Here is a 17,108-nt window from a genome sequence, read left to right on the forward strand (position 1 = left end):
TGACTGGTTCGCCGGCGCAATCAGCCGGCGGGGGGCAGTTGCTGCGCGAGTGTGGCGTTCTGCCGGCGCATGTGCCGCAGCGCTTCGGCGACGCGATCCGCGTCGAGCGCGTCGACGATCGGGTCGTAGCCGGTTGGCATGATCCCCTGGCCGAGCAGCACCGCCACCCAGCTCGGCACCGTGAACAGCTCGTCGTCGTAGCGGAAGATGCGCCCCTTCTCGGCGAACAGCGCGAGCTTGCGTGCCAGCGTCTCGGGCAGCGCCATCGATCCCACGTGGCGCCAGAACGGCGCGTCGCGGCGGCGCGTCGCGGCGTAATGGAGGATGATGAAATCGCGGATCGCGGTGTAGTGATCGGCCATCAGCCGGTTGTATTCGTCGCGTACGACCGGGCTGAAGCGATCGTCCGGGAACAGCGCGAACAGCTTCGCTATCCCTTCCTGGATGAGGTGGATGCTGGTCGATTCGAGCGGTTCGAGGAAGCCGCCGGCAAGGCCGAGCGCGACGACGTTGCCCGCCCAGCTCTGCCGCCGCCGGCCGGCGGTGAACGACAGTCGGCGCGGCGTGGCGGTCGGCGCGGCGTCGAGATTGGCCATCAGGATGCGCTCGGCGGTGTCGTCGTCGGTGAAGGCGCTGGCATAGACGTGGCCGTTGCCGGTGCGGTGTTGCAGCGGGATGCGCCATTGCCAGCCGGCGTCATGCGCGGTGGCGCGGGTATAGGGCAGCAGCGGCTGCGTCCGTTCGGTCGGCACCGCGATCGCGCGATCGCAGGGCAGCCAGTGCGACCAATCCTCGAAGCCGACGCCCATCGCCTCGCCGAGCAACAGGCTGCGAAAGCCCGAACAATCGAGGAACAGGTCGCCCGCGATCCGCCGATCCCCCTCCAGCCGCACCGCCGTCACATGGCCGCGTTCGTCCTGCTCGACGCCGGTGATCCGACCCTCGACGCGCACCGTGCCCTGCTCCTCGGCGCGGCGGCGCAGGAAGGCGGCGTAGAGGCCGGCGTCGAAATGATAGGCATAATCGACTCCCGACAGCGGCGAGCGCAGGTCGGGGGAGGGCGGTGCGAAGCGGCCGGCGCGCGCGGCGACGGCGGCCATCGCATAGCCTTCGAAATCGCCGATGCCCGGCCGCTCGCGCAGCTTGAGCCAGAGCTGGTGGAAGTTGAGCCCTTCGATGTCGCGACCGGGCGTGCCGAACGGGTGCATGTAGCGCTCGCCCCGCGCGCCCCAGTCGACGAATTCGATGCCGAGCTTGGGCGTGCCGCCGGTCGCGCGCAGGAAGTCCGCCTCGTCGATCCCCAGCCGGGCGTTGAAGCCGCGGATCGGCGGGATCGTCGCCTCGCCGACGCCGACGGTGCCGATCGCGTCGGATTCGACCAAGGTGATCGTCCGCTGCCCGTCATTGAGGAAGCGCGAGGCGGCTGCCGCCGCCATCCAGCCGGCAGTGCCACCGCCGACGATCACCACCCGGCCGATCGGTGTTCCGCTCATCGCCTGCCCCGCTGCGCCGCCACGAGATACTCCGGATAGGCAGGGAGGCCCGCGGGCAGCGCAGCGATGGCGTTGCGCAATTGCGTCAACGCGGCGACCGCGCTCGCCCGCGGCACCGACAGCGCCAGCGGATCGGCGCGTACCGGCCGGACGCCGAGCCCGATCAGCGCCTGCTGCCACGCCGCCTGTGGCAGCATCTCCTCTTCCAGCGGCGGCAACGTGCCGCGCTGGCCGAATTGGGCGAGCGCCGTCGCCAGTTCGGCAGGCGGTTGCTGCGAGCGCCGCGCGTGCCAGAAATCGCCGCGCCGCCGGCCGACCAGATAGAAGGCGGCGGCATAGGCATGGAGCCGGTCGGCGCGCAGCGTCGCGCGTCGGTTGTATTCGGCGACGAGCAGCGGCTCGGGCGTCCGTGCCGGCATCAATGCCAGCGCCAGTTCGAGCTGCGCCAGCGCCAGCGTATAGCCATGCCAGCCCAATGGCCCCAGCGTCGCGGCCGCATCGCCGAGCGCCAGTACGTTGCCGGCAAAGGGCACGACCTGCCGCCGCGGACGGATCGTGATGCGCTCGCTTCGGCCCGGCATCTGCTTGGCGGCGCGCGCGTCGCTGGTCGTGGCGCTGGCATAAGCGACGCCGGCGAGCGTGCGACCCGCCAGCGGCCAGCGCGCGGTCCAGCCGTCGGTGGTCGCATCGTACCGGTCGAGCGGCGACGGGCGCGGCGGCGCGGCGGCGAGCAGCAGCCGGTCGACGGGCAGGGTGGTGGCCCAGTCGAGCCACGCGGTATCCGCGGCGGCGAGCAGGGCGGCGGGTCCGGTCGCGTCGACGAACAGGTCGCCGGTCAGCGCGCCACCGTCGTCCATCGTCAGCGCGCGCACGGTCTCGCCGTCGCGGACGACGCGAAGCTGCTGTGGTGAGACGACGTGCACCCGCGCCGCGCGCAGCGCCGCGGCGAAGAAGGGCGTCGCCGCATCGGCATCGAGCCGCAGCGTGTAATTGACGCGCGACAGCAAGGATCGCGGATCGCTCGCCGGTGGCGCGAACCGTTCCGCCGCCGCCAGCGTCGCGGCGGGAACCAGCGCGTCATAGGGGCCGTCGCCGTGCGCCAGCCACATCTGGTGCACCGCCGCGCCGGCGAGGTTGGGCACGCCGTCGCCCTCGCCGATCGTGAAGGCCGCATCGCCCCAGGCGAAGCGTTCGCCGACGCGGTGCGTCGCCGCCCCCGCTGCCACCATCGCCGCCTCGTCCAGGCCCAGCGCGTCGAATGCCTCGGCGACCTGCGGCGTCACCGCGGGCAGGCGATCGGCGAGCGCCGCCGGGGCGGGCGCGGTGGCGACGAGGGTCACCGTCGCGTGCGGCAGCGCGCGCGCGAAGCCGAGCGCCGCGGTCAAGGCGACGAGGCCGCCGCCGACCACGACGACGCTCTGCAGGCTTTCGCGCCGGTTCACGCCGCCGCCTGCAGATAGGCCGCGTGATCGGGCATCGTCGCGACCGCGGCGGCGATACCGCCGCGCAGGGCGGCCAGTGCGCGGTCGAGCGCCGCCCCGTCGGGCAGATCGGCGCGCGGGTCCCAGCCCTCGGGTACGACGTTCTGGCCGAGATAGACCGCAACCCAGCTCGGTTCGAGGAACAGGCCGTGGCTGTAGCGCGACACCTGCGCGGTCTGCCGCCACAGCGCCATCTTCTCGGCGAGGCTGTCGGGGATCGTCATCGTGCGGACGTGGTCCCAAAAGGGTGAATCGTCGCGCGTCGTCGCGTGATAATGGAGGATCAGGAAGTCGCGCAGCCGATCGTATTCGGCGTCTACCAAGGCATTGAAGCCGTCGCGGTCGGCATCGGTGACGCGGGCCGCGGGGAAATGCTCGACCAATTGCGTGATCGCCATCTGCACCAGATAGATGCTGGTCGATTCCAGCGGTTCGAGGAACCCCGAGGCGAGGCCGATCGACAGCACGTTGCCGACCCAGCTGCGCCGCCGCCGCCCGGCGCGGAAGCGCAGGTGGCGCGGCTCGGCGAGCGGCGGGCTCTCCAGCGCGTCGACCAGCGCGTCGGTCGCGGCGCCTTCGGACAGATGCGCGCTCGAATAGACGTAGCCGTTGCCGATGCGGTGGGTGAGGGGGATGCGCCAGCGCCAGCCGGCGGCCATCGCGGTGGCGCGGGTGTACGGCTCGATGCCGCCGTCGGGCGAGGCGCAGGGCGCGGCGACGGCGCGGTCGCAGGGCAGCCAGTGCGACCAATCCTCCCACGCCTCGTCCATCGCGCCGCCGATCAGCAGCGCGCGGAAGCCCGAGCAGTCGATGAACAGATCGCCCTCGATCCGCTGACCATCGGCGAGCGTGATCGCGACGACGTCGCCGCTGTCCGCATCGCGGTCGACGCCGGTCACCAGACCCTCGGTGCGCACCGCGCCGCGCGCCTCGGCATGGGCGCGCAGGAAGGGCGCGAAGCAGGTCGCGTCGAATTGATAGGCATAGCCGAAGGCGCTCGCCAGATCGTGCGGATCGCTGCCCGGGCGGGTGAAGCGCTGCGCCGCGGCGGCGACCACCGCGGTCGAATAGTCGCCGATCGCCGCGGTCGCGCCGGCGTGATGGCGCCGCAGCCAATAATGGTGGAAGCCGACGCCGTCGAGCGGCCGGCCGTAGCTGCCGAACGGATGGATGTAGGAATCGCCGATCGCGCCGAAGTCGCGGAACTCGATGCCGAGCTTGAAGGTCGCATGGGTGGCGGCCATGAACGCCGCCTCGTCGATGCCCAGACGGGTGACGAAGGCGCGCAGATGCGGCAGCGTCGCCTCGCCGACGCCGACGATGCCGATCTCCTGCGATTCGACCAGGTGGACCGTCGCGGCGCCGGGGGCCAGCGTCGCCAGCGCGGCGGCGGTCATCCAGCCGGCGGTGCCGCCCCCGACGATCACCACCCTGATCCGCTGCTCCGCCCGCACTGGCCGCTCTCCCCTCATATTCCCGCGCAAGCCACGACCTCTACAGGGAATGTCCATCGTTGACAGCGGCTTCGTGGCACGGCTTTGGTGCCGCTACCACGATGTAGATGGCTCCCGGGGAGAGGATGATGGTTTTGAGGTTCGGTACGGCTTGCGCAGCGCTCGCGCTGATGGTGGGCGCGTCGCCCGCAACGGCGCAGCAGCAGGCGGCCAGCGCCGCCGTTCCCGCCGCCGCCACCGCGCATCCCGAGCAATGGCCGCTGCTGCCGATGCAGTTGAAGCGCGACGCCAAGGTCGAGGCGCGCGTCGCCGCGATCCTCGCCAAGATGAGCATCGAGGACAAGGTCGGCCAGCTCATCCAGGTCGACATCGCCAGCATCACGCCCAAGGATCTCGAGACGTACAAGCTCGGCTCGATCCTCAACGGCGGCAATTCGGCGCCCAACGGCGACGAATTCGCGCCGGCGCCGGAATGGCTCAAGCTGTTCGACGCCTTCTACGACGCCTCGGTCAAGCGCTCGGACGGCCGCCCGGTGGTGCCGGTGATCTGGGGTACCGACGCGGTGCACGGCGCCAACAATATCGTCGGCGCGACGCTGTTTCCGCATAACATCGGCCTCGGCGCGATGCGCGACCCCGCACTCATCAAGAAGATCGGCGCGGTCACCGCCGCCGAAACCGCCGCGACCGGCATCGACTGGAGCTTCGCACCGACCGTCGCGGTGGTGCAGGACGATCGCTGGGGCCGCACCTACGAAAGCTATTCCGAGGATCCGGCAATCGTCGCTTCCTATGCCGGCCAGATGGTCGAGGGCATTCAGGGCACGATCGGTCAGGACTTCATGAAGCCCGGCCATGTCATCGCCTCGGTCAAGCATTTCCTCGGCGACGGCGGTACCGGCGGCCACGACCAGGGCGATACGCGCGTGTCGGAGACGGTGCTGCGCGAGGTGCATGGCGCAGGCTATATGACCGCGCTGCCCGCCGGCGCGCTGACCGTGATGCCGAGCTTCTCGAGCTGGAACGGCGAGAAGATGACGGGCAACAAGAGCCTGCTCACCGGCGTGCTCAAGGACCGCTGGGGCTTTCAGGGGTTCACCATCGGCGACTGGAACGCGCACGGCCAGGTAACGGGCTGCACCAACGAGGATTGCGCCCCCGCGATCAACGCCGGGCTCGACATGTTCATGTATTCCGGCCCGAAGTGGAAGGAGCTCTACGCCAATACGCTGCGCGAGGCGAAGGCCGGCACGATCCCCGCCGCGCGTCTCGACGATGCGGTGCGCCGCATCCTGCGCGTCAAGGTGATCGCCGGTACGTTCGACAACGGCCGGCCGTCGGCGCGGCCGCTGGCGGGCAAATTCGCGCTGCTCGGCGCGCCCGAACATCGCGCAATCGCGCGGCAGGCGGTGCGCGAATCGCTCGTGCTGCTCAAGAACAACGGCGGCGTGCTGCCGGTGAAGCCGGGCGCCAATATCCTCGTCGCCGGGCGCGGTGCCGACAATATCGGCCAGCAGGCCGGCGGCTGGTCGATCACCTGGCAGGGCACCGACGTCGCCAACAAGGATTTCCCCAACGGCCAGTCGATTTGGTCGGGGATCGATGCGGCGGCGCGTGCCGCTGGCGGCAAGGCGACGCTCGCGGTCGATGGTGCCTTCACCGCGAAGCCCGACGTTGCGATCGTCGTGTTCGGCGAGACGCCCTATGCCGAATTCACCGGCGACCGGCCGAGCCTCGAATATAGCCCCGACGACAAGAGCGACCTCGCGTTGCTCAAAAAGCTGAAGGCGGCGGGCGTGCCGACCGTCGCGGTCTTCCTCTCGGGCCGGCCGATGTGGGTCAATCCGGAAATGAACGCGGCCGACGCCTTCGTCGCCGCCTTCCTGCCGGGGACCGAGGGCGGCGGCGTCGCCGACGTGCTGATCGCCGACAAGGGCGGGCGTCCGGTTGCCGACTTCCACGGCAAATTGAGCTTCAGCTGGCCGAAGCGGATCGACCAGAACGTGCTCAATCGCACCGATCCGGGCTACGACCCGCTGTTCCCGATCGGCTTCGGCCTGACCTATGCCGACAAGGCGACGCTCGCCCGGCTCGACGAGACCAAGCCCAAGGTCGCGGCGGGCGACCAGAATGCGTTGTTCGTGCGCGGCCGCGTCGCCGGTGGCGCGCGGATCGGCACGACCGGCGCGGCAGTGCAGACGCGCACCGACCGGCGCGGGCAGGAGGACAGCCTGCGCCTGACCTACAAGGGCGCGGGCAGCGTCGCGATCGAACAGGCGATGCCGATCGACCTGACGCGCGAATCGAACGGCGATCTCAGCCTGATCGTCGAATATCGCGTCACCGCCAAGCCGACCGGCGCGGTCACCGTCGGCGTCGCCGATACGGGTAAGTCCGCAACGGTCGCATTGACGAACCAGCTCGCGGTGGGCGATTGGGCGACCGTGGCGGTGCCACTGCGGTGCTTCGCCAGTCAGGGGGTCGTGATGAACAAGGTGACCAAGCCGTTCGAACTGGCGAGCAGCGGTGCGCTCGGCATCGACGTGTCGTCCATCCGCATCGGCAGCGCCACCACGCCGATCGCCTGCGGTGCCAAATGAGCGGGGATGAGCTGTCGCGCCGCGGCCTGATCGGCGGCGCGGCGCTGCTGACGCTCGCCGGCGCGGCGGGTGCGCAGACCGTCGCCGGGGAGGAGGTCGTGCCGCTGTGGCCGGGCCGCATCCCCGGCGCGCCGGGCAAGACGATCCCGCGCAAGATCGAGGAGCGGTCGAAGACCGCGGGCTTCACCGACCGCTGGGTGACCGGCGTCGACGTGCCCGCGCTGGTCGTCAAGCGGCCGGCGCGTCCCAACGGTGCGGCGGTGCTGCTGGTGCCCGGCGGCGGCTATGGCTTCCTCGCCTATGACAATGAGGGGATCGAACAGGCGCGCTGGCTCAATGCGCTGGGCGTCACCTGCTTCATCCTGCTCTATCGCCTGCCGGGCGAAGGCTGGAGCGAGCGGCGGCTGGTGCCGCTACAGGACGCGCAGCGCGCGATGCGCGTGATCCGCAGCCGGGCGGGCAGCTTCGGCGTCGATGCCAAGCGGATCGCGGTGATCGGCTTCTCGGCGGGCGGGCATCTCGCCGGTTCGCTGGCGACGCGGCATGGCGAGCGCGTCTATGCGCCGGTCGATGCCGCCGACACGCTGTCGGCGCGGCCCGATCTCGCCGGGCTGATCTATCCAGTGATCAGCATGGATGCGGCGATCACGCACAAGGGCTCGCGCGACAATCTGCTTGGGGCGACGCCTTCGTCGGAAGAGGTCGCGGCGGCGTCGGTCGAAAAGCGCGTCACGGCAGAGACGCCGCCGGTCTTCCTCGTTCACGCCGGTGACGATGGCGCGGTGCCGATCGCCAACAGCCTTACCATGTATGCGGCGCTGCTCGCGGCGAAACGCCCGGCGGAGATGCATGTGTTCGACGAAGGCGGGCACGGCTTCGGCGTGCGGCTGGCGAAGACGGTGCCGACGGCCGCATGGCCGACGCTGTTCGCGGCCTATGCCGCGCGCAAGGGCGTGTTCCCCGCCTGAGGCGCCGTTCGCCCTGAACCTGTCGAAGCCAGTTTTGAGCGTTGCTATGGACGGCGTCGAAGGGGGCAGGTGAGACTCAGGCCCTTCGACAGGCTGAGGGCGAACGGTGAGAGCGGTTCGGATCGTCAGCTCATCCGCTCCGTCACCCCGGACTTGTTCCGGGGTCCACCGCGCCACACGGGCTCCGCCTGATCCTCAGGCCCCTCTCCCAGCCGCGGGGTGGACCCCGGAACAAGTCCGGGGTGACGGATGGCTCAAGGCCATCCCCTGAGCCAACGGGTCGGCGACCGGCGGAGCGCTCGTTCCACCAGTCGCCGTTTGGTCACTTCATCCGGATCGTCATCGCCTTGCCGGTGTAGCTTACCCGCGTCGCGCCATTTTCGGCGAAGTCCAGCGCTTCGGCCTTGCCCGGCGTATGGAAGCGCACCGACACCGCGCGCGTCGCGACCATGGCCGGATAGCTGCCCTCGCGCGCGCCGATGGTCAGCGTCTTCGCCTGCTCGTTCCACGTCAGCGGTACGCGCGCGAACTTGCCCGACTCATAGCCCGGCGTCACGCCGTCGTCCTCGTACAGCGAGAAGGCGCCGTCCTTGCCGGTAAAGACGTGCAGCACGATCGCCCCGCCCGGCTGCTCGCGTGCATATTGCACCGCCGGCCCGGTCGGCAGGATCGCACCCGCACGGACGAACAGCGGCATCCGCTCGTACGGCGCGGCGGCGGTGATCGACTGGCCGCCCGTGTAGTGCTTGCCGCTGGCGAAATCGTACCAGTCCGCCCCCGCCGGCAGATACACCGAGCGCGAGCGCGCCTTGAATGCCGTCACCGGCGCGACGAGCAGATCGCGGCCGAAGAGATATTCGTCGTCGACGTTCCACGTCTTGCGATCGGCGGCATAGTCCATCACCAGCCCGCGCATGATGCTGCCGTCCTTGTGATAGGTGTCGGCCGCGGTCGTGTAGATATACGGCATCAGGCGATAGCGCAGTTGGTCGTACCAGAGCATCGACGATGCCATCGCCGGATCGCTCGCACTCAATTCATAGATCTCGCGCTTGGGCGTCTCGCCATGGCTGCGGAACAGCGGGCTGAGCGCCCCGAACTGGAACCAGCGCAGGTTGAGCTCGCGCCATTCGGGCAGCGCCGCCGGCTCGGCATTGGTATAGCGATCCTCGACCGCGAAGCCGCCGATATCGTGCGTCCAATTGGGCACGCCCGACATCGACAGATTGACGCCCGCCGAAATCTGGTCGCGCAGATCGTCCCAGCGTGCGGCGACGTCGCCCGACCACAAGGCCGCGCTCGCGCGTTGCAGGCCGGCGAAGCCCGAGCGCGTCAGGATGAACGGCCGCTTGTCGGTGTTGGTCTCGCGCAGCCCCTCGGCGAAGCCCGCCGCATGGACCAGCGGGAAGCTGTTGAAATAGGCGCCGCCCGGCCCGAAGGCGTTCGGCCCCATCACATATTTGCGCTCTTCGATCGACAGGTTGGAATGGATGTCGGGCTCGGTCGCGTCCATCCACCAGGCGTCGATGCCGAGCTTGACGAGGTTGTCGCGCACCTGCCGGTAATAGATCTTGCGCGCTTCGGGATAATAAGGATCGTAATCGGTGTTGAGATAGCCCGGCCCGACCCAGTCCTTGTTCTTCAGCGTGAGATTGCCCTGATATAGGAAGCCCTTTGCGGCCAGTTCCTTGGCATTGGCGGTATTGGGATAGAATTTCGGCCAGACCGAGATCATCAATTGCGCGTTGAGCTTGTGGACCTCGTCCACCATCCCCTGCGGATCGGGGAAGCGCGTCTTGTCGAACTGGTGGCTGCCCCATTGATCCTGCGGCCAGTAGAACCAATCCTCGACGATATTGTCGAGCGGGATCTGGCGCTTGCGATATTCGCGCACGACGCCGACCAGTTGCTCCTGCGTCTCGTAGCGCTGGCGGCTCTGCCAGAAGCCATAGGCCCATTGCGGCATCATCGGCGCCTTGCCGGTCAGCCCGCGATAACCCGCGACGACCGCGTCCATATCGGCGCCGGCGACGACGTAATAATCGACCGCCTTGCCCGCCTCCGACGACAGCCACAGCGAATGGCGATCGGGCTGCGGCAGCGGATCGTTGTGGAAGAACGCCATATAGCCGGCGTTGGGCTCCCATTCGATACGGATCGCGACCGGCTTGCCGGCGGTCATCGGCAGCTCGACGTTATGGTACCAGGGGTTCCAATTCTGCCGCCAGCGGTCGAGCACTAATTTGCCGTCGGCATAGACCTTGAAATAGCTCGACCCGTAGACGCGGAACTTGTGCAGGCCGGTGACGGTGGGATCGACGGTGCCGGTCCAGATCACGCGTTGCTTGCCGACCACCTTGCCGGCGGTGTTCTGGCCGCTGTCCGCCGAGGCGACGGTCTGCGCCTTGGCTTCCGCCGGCCAGCGCGCCTGATCCTTGATATATTGATAGTTGATCGTCGCTTCCTGGCGCGTCGCGGCCAGTCTGTCGCCGAGGTAATATTGCGCGGTCCAGCCCGGCTTGCCGCCGTTCGACACCTTCATATCGTCGCCGACCAGGGCATAGGGCTTGGGATTGCCGAAGCGGGTGATTGAATTATTGTCCCACAACAGCCCGTAATTGCGCGTCGAGACGACGAACGGGATGGCGATGTCCATATTGTGCTGGGCGAGTTCGACGTCCTCGCCATTATAGTTCATCTGCCGGTTCTGATGCTGGCCGAGGCCGTAGAAGCCTTCGTCGGTCGCGCGGTTGAACTGCTGCTGCGTGGCGACATAGCCCTTGCCCTCGACGCTGGGGGCGAAGGCGGCGCGGGCGGCCTCGTCGAGCAGCACCTTGCCCGCCGCGTCGCGGACGGTGAGGTGGCCATCGGACAGGCGGATCTCGGCGCTCGCTTTGGCGAGCTTGAGCGTGACGACGCCCGCGCCTTCGCTGATCGTCGGCGCGCCGTGCGGCTTGGCGACCACCATCAGGCTGTCGGGCAGGGTGAGGTCGGTGCCGGGCACGGCGGTGACGCGGAAGCTGTCGTCGCCATAAGCGACGACGCGGACGCGCTTGGCGGGGCCGCTGTCGGGCGTGACGACGACGCCCTGGTCGATCCTCTGCACTTCGGAGGCGAGCGCCATGCCCGAGACGGAGACGGCGAGGCCCGCGACGGCGCGGGCGAGGAAACGGAAGGTCATCGGTCTGATCCTGATCTGATCGGGCTGAATGGGAAAAGCCGTTCGCCCTGAGCCTGTCGAAGGGCAGTGCCACATGCGACGCCGCCGCTTATGGACGCCGCTGCTTCGACAGGCTCAGCACGAACGGGGATAAGGTCAACGATAGGTGCCGAGCGTCACGCGGAGCAGCGTGGGCTTGGTGAGATTGAGGCCATAATCGGTCTGGTCACCGTTCCAGACGCGCAGCGTCGTCCAAGTGCCGGCGGCGTCGAAACTGCCTTCCTCGACACTGAGATATTGCGTGTTCTCGCCCTTCGCCTCGGTGGCGCGGTCGATCTTGATGCGCACGTCGGAGCCGGCGAGCAGGAAGCGGTCCGGCCCTAGCTGCGCCACCGCGACGCCGCCGACCGGCTGGTCGCGCGTCGGGTTGGGATCGGACTTCAGCCATTGCGAGTCGCGATCGCCGAACTGCCACTGGCCGTATTGCGCGGTGATCTTCCACCGCCCCAGCACGCCGCTTTCGTCCGAGGCGTCGGCGGGCTTGGCGCTGCCCCAGGTCGGATGCTCCAGCGCGACCTTCGCCCAGCCGCGCGCGTTGGGGGCCATCAGCGCGAATTTGTCGCCAAAAGCCGCGATCGTCTCGGCGTCGATCACCTTGCTGCCGAGCGGGTAGTTGACGTAGCCGGTGTCGTCGAAGCCGAACGGCGAGAAACCGATGCCGCCATGGCCGAGCACCGGCCACAGATAGCGCGCATAGGCGATCGCATTGCCCGTCTCCGGGATCATCAGCGCATTGTCGGGCCGCCCGTAGAGTTTGAGGAAGGCGGCATAGGTCTTGGGGTCGGCATTGTAGAGGTCGGGCGCGACGACATCGAGATGCGGCGCCGCGGCCTTCCACACGTCGATGATCGTCCAGTTCGGCCCGCCGCTCGCGCCGCCGTCCTCGCCCGGCGTGGCGAAGGGGCTGCCGACCGCGGCATTGGCGTACATCGGCAGGTCGAGCACCGCGCGGCCCGCCGCGGCGATCTCGTCGACGTAGCGCGCGACGTACCAGCCGTTGAACGCCGCCTCGGCGACCTTGCCGTAGACGGTCGTCCAGTCGCCGCGCTTGCCGGTCTTCCTGGCGAGCGCCGCCGGGATCGGCTGGCGGAACAGCGCCTGCGCGGTGGGCGAGAGATCGCGGTTCTGGCCGTAGACGCCGGTCTCGTTCTCGACCTGCACCATGATGACGCGATGGTCGGGATCGTTCGCCTTGAGATGCTGCATCAGCGCGACGAAGGCACGCTTGTCCGCCTCCAGCGTGGTGCGGGCGTGCGGGGTGAAGGTGGGGTGCGTCGAGCCGTCCGCCTTGCGCATCCGCGGGAAGCGCTTGGGATCGCTCTTCACCCAGGCTGGCGTGTAGCTCGGGCCGGTGTTCTTCCAGGTGCCGAACCACAATAGCACCAGCCGCGTGTCATGCGTCCGGGCGCCGGCGAGCAGGGCGTCGACATAGCTGAAGTCGAACTGCCCCTCGACCGGCTCGACCTGTTCCCAGGCGACCGGGATCTCGAGCGTGTTGGCGTGGATACGCTCCACCATCGGCCAGACCTTGGGCAGCATGCCGACGTAATTGCTGCTGTTGTTCGCCTGGATGCCGAGCATCAGGAACGGCGCGCCGTCGACCATCAGCGCATGACGCCCGTCGCGTTCGACCATTTTCGGCGGCGGCGCGGCGGTCTGCGCCTGCGCCGCGAACGTTCCGAACCCCAAAGCGGCCGCTGCCAAAGGCGCGGTGAACCACCGCCTGTTCCTGCCCGTCATCGTCATCCTCCCAGATCACATCGGCCCACACGGGTGCCGCTTTGCTGATGGTGGCGCTACCAAGCGGTGAGGCGAATGTCGATAAGTAAGACATAATAGATGGTTAGCGCGATGCGTCGGGGCGCAGGGAAGGGATTGATAAGGGACGTTTATCCGCGCGGGCCCTGGCTCGTCCCATACGCCGGCCTGTGAGGTTCGAACCGCTTTCAAATGAGATCCGTCACCCCGGACTCGGTCCGGGTCCACCCGGCCGCAAGCGAGCGATTCATTTTCAAACCGCTCTCCTCGCCGCGGGGTGGACCCCGGAACGAGTCCGGGGTGACGGGGTGGGTGGGACGTGTGTAGCGCCACGGCGCTTTGCCTTCCGACTGCGTGGCTCTCGCGCCGCTGCTCCGGCGGCCCCTGCGCTGTTATACTCCCGCTATGCTCTTCTCGATCCCCTGTGATTCGCCGGTCGGTACGTTGACGCTGGTGGCGAGCGACGTCGGTCTCGTTGCGGTGTTGTGGCCGGACGACGATCCCTCGCGCGTTCGCCTCGGTCCGCTCGTCGCTGGCGGCGATCACCCGATCCTCGTCGAGGCCGCCCGTCAGCTCCGCGCCTATTTCGCTGGCGAGCGCACGGCCTTCGACCTGCCGCTGGACTGGCGGGGCACCGCTTTCCAGAAACAGGTATGGGCGGCGCTGCTGACCATCCCTTATGGCGAGACGCGCAGTTATGGTGCCCTGGCGCGTGCGATCGGGCGGCCGGCGGCGTCGCGTGCAGTCGGCGCGGCGAACGGTCGCAATCCGTTGTCGATCGTCGCGCCCTGCCATCGCGTGGTCGGCAGCGCCGGCCATCTCACCGGCTTCGCCGGCGGCCTGCCGGCCAAGGCACTGTTGCTCGCGCTGGAGCGGCGCGCCGGCGAATGGCCGCTGTGATCGGCCTGTGCAACTTTCTGCACACATCGCTGCTCCCGCCGTGCCCCGCCGCGTGAGCGGGCGGGAAGGTTCATGGATAAGCTTTTGAAAACAAACGATTCTTAACTTCTGTTGGTGGCATTGCCTGTCCGGTGCGGATCGCGGCATTGTCCGGCGACGCACCACGGCCAGAAGAGCCGATCTGCGCCGTCATAGAGGATGAGAGGCACCCATGAGCATCACCGTCGCCGCGACGCCGTCCGGAGGATCCGTCTTACCCCCGGCCGCCAAGCCTTGGTATGCGCAACTGTATTTGCAGGTGCTCGTCGCGATCATCGCCGGCGTCCTGCTCGGCCATTTCGCACCCCAGGCCGGCGAGGCGATGAAGCCGATCGGCGATGCCTTCATCAAATTGGTCAAGATGGTGATCGCGCCGGTGATCTTCCTCACCATCGTCACTGGTATCGCGGGTATGCGCGATCTCGGCGCGGTCGGCCGCGTCGCCGGCAAGGCGTTCGTCTATTTCCTGTTCTTCTCGACGCTCGCGCTGATCGTCGGCCTGATCGTCGCCAACGTCGTGCGGCCGGGCGCGGGGCTCAACATCGATCCCGCCAGCCTCGACACCAGCAAAGTCGCCGAATTCGCCGAGAAGGCCCATGAATCGACGATCACCGGCTTCCTGACCGGCATCATCCCCGACACGTTCCTGTCGTCGTTGACGCAGGGCAACATCCTGCAGGTGCTGTTCGTCTCGATCCTGTTCGGCATCGCGCTGGCGCTGATCGGCGATCGTGGTGCCAAGGTGCTGAGCGTGCTCGAGGACGTCTCGCTCGCCTTCTTCAAGGTGGTCAGCATCGTCATGAAGGCGGCGCCGATCGGCGCGTTCGGCGCGATGGCCTTCACCATCGGCAAATATGGCGTCGGTACGCTCGCCAATCTCGCGATGCTGGTCGGCACCTTCTATTTCACCTCGCTGCTGTTCGTCCTCGTCGTGCTCGGCACGGTGAGCTGGCTGTGCGGTTTCTCGATCCTGCGGCTGATCTCCTATCTCAAGGCGGAGCTGCTGCTGGTGCTCGGCACCTCGTCGTCGGAAAGCGCGCTGCCCGCGCTGATCGAGAAGATGGAGCGCGCCGGCTGCCCCAAGTCGATCGTCGGCCTCGTCGTGCCGACCGGCTATTCGTTCAACCTCGACGGCACCAACATCTACATGACGCTGGCGGCGTTGTTCATCGCGCAGGCGTGCAACGTCGACCTGACGCTCGGCCAGCAATTGCTGCTGCTCGGCGTGGCGATGCTGTCGTCGAAGGGCGCGGCGGGGGTCACCGGTGCGGGCTTCATCACGCTCGCCGCGACGCTGTCGATCGTACCGAGCGTGCCGGTCGCCGGCATGGCGCTGATCCTCGGCGTCGACCGCTTCATGAGCGAATGCCGCAGCCTGACCAACTTCATCGGCAATGCGGTGGCGACCGTGGTCGTATCGCGCTGGGAAGGACGGCTCGATACCGCGCAGCTTCACGCCGCGCTGCATGGCGAGGCCCTGCGCGTCGACCAGCTGCCCGCCGAGGCGGTGCCCGCCGAATAACGCGTCGCGTCCTCCCCCGTCGGTCGCCGCGCGCCTCATCCTTCGATTGGGGAAGGACAGAGCCGAAGGCGGAGACGGGTGAGGGCGACGATCGCCCATAAGGATATTCCCATGTTGCTCCGTGCTCGCGCCCTCGCCAGCGCCACTGCTCTGCTCACCCTCGTCACCACCGCCGCCACTGCGCAGACCAGCGTCGCGCCGAGCGAATCCGGCCAGACCCGCGATCCCGCGACGCCGACGGTGACCAGCTATCCCGCCGCCGCCGCGGGTGACGGCGCGACCACCAACGGCTTCAATCTGTCGCGCTGGGCGGAGGATTGGCGCAGCTATCGCGATCCCGCCAAGCGCGACGACTTCCTCGATCGGCTCAAGTTCCTGCCGCTCGATGGCGATGGCGACGTCTATCTGACGCTGTCGGGGGAGGTGCGGCTGCGCGTCAACCATACCACCAACCCCAATCTGCGCGATTCGCGTGCGCAGCGGCAGGACATCAACCGCATCGTCGGCGGCGCCGACCTGCACGTCGGTCCGCATTTCCGCGCCTTCGCCGAGATCGCGCATGGCGGCATCTCCGGCGTCGAGCTCGGCGCGCCGGCGGCGACGCTGCGCAACGACCTCGTGCTGCAACAGGCGTTCGTCGAGGGCAATGCCGAAGTCGACGGCATCGCGGTCGGTGCGCGCTACGGCCGGCAGGAATTCACCGACGGTCCCAATCTGCTGACCTCGCAGCGCGACAACAATACCATCCGTTACACGCTCAACGGCATCCGCGCCTGGGCGCGCGGCAGCCGGGTGCGCGCCGATCTCTTCGACTTCAAGCCGACGCAATATGGCGATCTCGGCACCGACGACGACATCAGCGATCCGGCACGGCGTTTCTCAGGCGTGACGCTGGGCTATGCCGTGCCGAACGGCTGGTTCGGCGGCTCGAAGATCTTCGTCGATCCGTTCTTCTGGCGGCGACGCAATACGGTGGGCGCCTGGGGCGGCCGCATCGGCCCGGCGACGCGCTATTATGTCGGCACGCATATTTATGGCGACGCCGGCCCGGTGACGGTCGACTGGACGATCAACCATCAATACGGCCATTACATCAACCAGGACATCGACGCCTGGCAGCTGTTCTTCGCGCAGACCTACCGACTCGGCAAATCCAAGACCGCGCCGCGCGTCGGTATCCATATGGACTATGCGAGCGGCGGCGGCGGGTATGGCGACGGCAAGCTGCGCGATGCCTATGCGCCGTTCGGCAACAACATCTACTACAGCTACGGCCTGTTCCTGACCCCGTCGAACCTGATCGCAGTGGCCCCCAATTTCACCTTCTCGCCGGTAAAGACGGTACGCGTCACCGCCGAATATCAGCTCGCGTGGCGCGACAGCGTCACCGACGCGGTCTATCGCGCCAACGGCCAGCCATTTGCGGGAACGCAGCGCGTCGGCGATGCCAAGATCGGCGACGTGATGCGGCTGCAGGCGGTCTGGTCGATCAGCCCGCGCCTGTCGTTCACCGGCCGGTACGAGCATCTCGCCGCCGGCCCATCGCTGTCCAAGGCGGGGTTCAAGAGCTCCGACTTCATGGCCGGCTGGCTCAGCTTCCGCTTCTGAGGAGGCCCGTAAGCTTCCGCGCTGCTTGTTGACCGATGCGGTCCATTGCTGTGCCGTCCCGTCTG

General features: G+C 68.2%; 11 protein-coding genes. 5 read left to right on the forward strand and 6 right to left on the reverse strand.

Annotated features, from left to right (window positions below; all coding sequences use genetic code 11):
* Positions 1–20: 20 nt before the first annotated feature.
* The 3 genes from AC07UH_RS05865 to AC07UH_RS05875 are packed head-to-tail and all read right to left on the reverse strand — an operon-like array spanning position 21 to position 4,446.
* Positions 21–1,493 (reverse strand): tryptophan halogenase family protein, encoded by a 1,473-nt coding sequence (locus AC07UH_RS05865; protein WP_495179030.1) that lies wholly within the window; start codon positions 1,491–1,493, stop codon positions 21–23.
* The gene (locus AC07UH_RS05870) at positions 1,490–2,935 is read right to left on the reverse strand and encodes a tryptophan 7-halogenase (protein ID WP_495179029.1); all 1,446 of its coding nucleotides are present in this window, start codon (positions 2,933–2,935) and stop codon (positions 1,490–1,492) included. The genes AC07UH_RS05865 and AC07UH_RS05870 overlap by 4 nt, the downstream gene beginning before the upstream one ends.
* Positions 2,932–4,446, reverse strand: a complete 1,515-nt coding sequence (locus tag AC07UH_RS05875; RefSeq protein ID WP_495179028.1) for a tryptophan halogenase family protein — start codon at positions 4,444–4,446, stop codon at positions 2,932–2,934. Before AC07UH_RS05875 ends, AC07UH_RS05870 begins: the two co-directional genes overlap by 4 nt.
* Before the next feature lie 107 nt (positions 4,447–4,553).
* On the opposite strand from AC07UH_RS05875, the gene AC07UH_RS05880 reads away from it, so the two are divergent.
* Together AC07UH_RS05880 and AC07UH_RS05885 are read left to right on the forward strand one after the other, a co-directional pair.
* On the forward strand, positions 4,554–7,028 hold the full coding sequence (locus AC07UH_RS05880; protein ID WP_495179027.1) for a glycoside hydrolase family 3 protein: 2,475 nt from the start codon (positions 4,554–4,556) through the stop codon (positions 7,026–7,028).
* On the forward strand, positions 7,025–7,996 hold the full coding sequence (locus AC07UH_RS05885) for an alpha/beta hydrolase (protein WP_495179026.1): 972 nt from the start codon (positions 7,025–7,027) through the stop codon (positions 7,994–7,996). The genes AC07UH_RS05880 and AC07UH_RS05885 overlap by 4 nt, the downstream gene beginning before the upstream one ends.
* A gap of 322 nt (positions 7,997–8,318) precedes the next feature.
* Here AC07UH_RS05885 and AC07UH_RS05890 read toward each other — a convergent pair whose 3' ends face one another.
* Both AC07UH_RS05890 and AC07UH_RS05895 read right to left on the reverse strand, forming a co-directional pair.
* A complete protein-coding gene (locus AC07UH_RS05890) occupies positions 8,319–11,177 on the reverse strand; it encodes a TIM-barrel domain-containing protein (protein WP_495179025.1) in 2,859 nt (952 codons plus the stop codon).
* A 135-nt stretch (positions 11,178–11,312) separates the two neighbouring features.
* Positions 11,313–12,956, reverse strand: coding sequence for a DUF5597 domain-containing protein (locus AC07UH_RS05895; RefSeq protein WP_495179024.1), 1,644 nt, complete (start codon positions 12,954–12,956; stop codon positions 11,313–11,315).
* A 423-nt stretch (positions 12,957–13,379) separates the two neighbouring features.
* Between AC07UH_RS05895 and AC07UH_RS05900 the strand changes: the two genes are divergently transcribed.
* On the forward strand, positions 13,380–13,874 hold the full coding sequence (locus AC07UH_RS05900; RefSeq protein ID WP_495179023.1) for a methylated-DNA--[protein]-cysteine S-methyltransferase: 495 nt from the start codon (positions 13,380–13,382) through the stop codon (positions 13,872–13,874).
* Between the two features lie 70 nt (positions 13,875–13,944).
* Here AC07UH_RS05900 and AC07UH_RS05905 read toward each other — a convergent pair whose 3' ends face one another.
* The gene (locus AC07UH_RS05905; RefSeq protein ID WP_495179022.1) at positions 13,945–14,067 is read right to left on the reverse strand and encodes a hypothetical protein; all 123 of its coding nucleotides are present in this window, start codon (positions 14,065–14,067) and stop codon (positions 13,945–13,947) included.
* Positions 14,068–14,085: 18 nt separating this feature from the next.
* Here AC07UH_RS05905 and AC07UH_RS05910 point away from each other — a divergent pair, with 18 nt between their 5' ends.
* Together AC07UH_RS05910 and AC07UH_RS05915 are read left to right on the forward strand one after the other, a co-directional pair.
* Complete coding sequence (locus tag AC07UH_RS05910; protein WP_495179021.1) at positions 14,086–15,435, forward strand: dicarboxylate/amino acid:cation symporter; 1,350 nt, start codon at positions 14,086–14,088, stop codon at positions 15,433–15,435.
* 111 nt (positions 15,436–15,546) lie between these two features.
* Complete coding sequence (locus tag AC07UH_RS05915) at positions 15,547–17,043, forward strand: alginate export family protein (protein WP_495179020.1); 1,497 nt, start codon at positions 15,547–15,549, stop codon at positions 17,041–17,043.
* Positions 17,044–17,108 lie beyond the last annotated feature (65 nt).

This window comes from Sphingomonas sp. GW821-FHT04B01 (assembly GCF_059420425.1).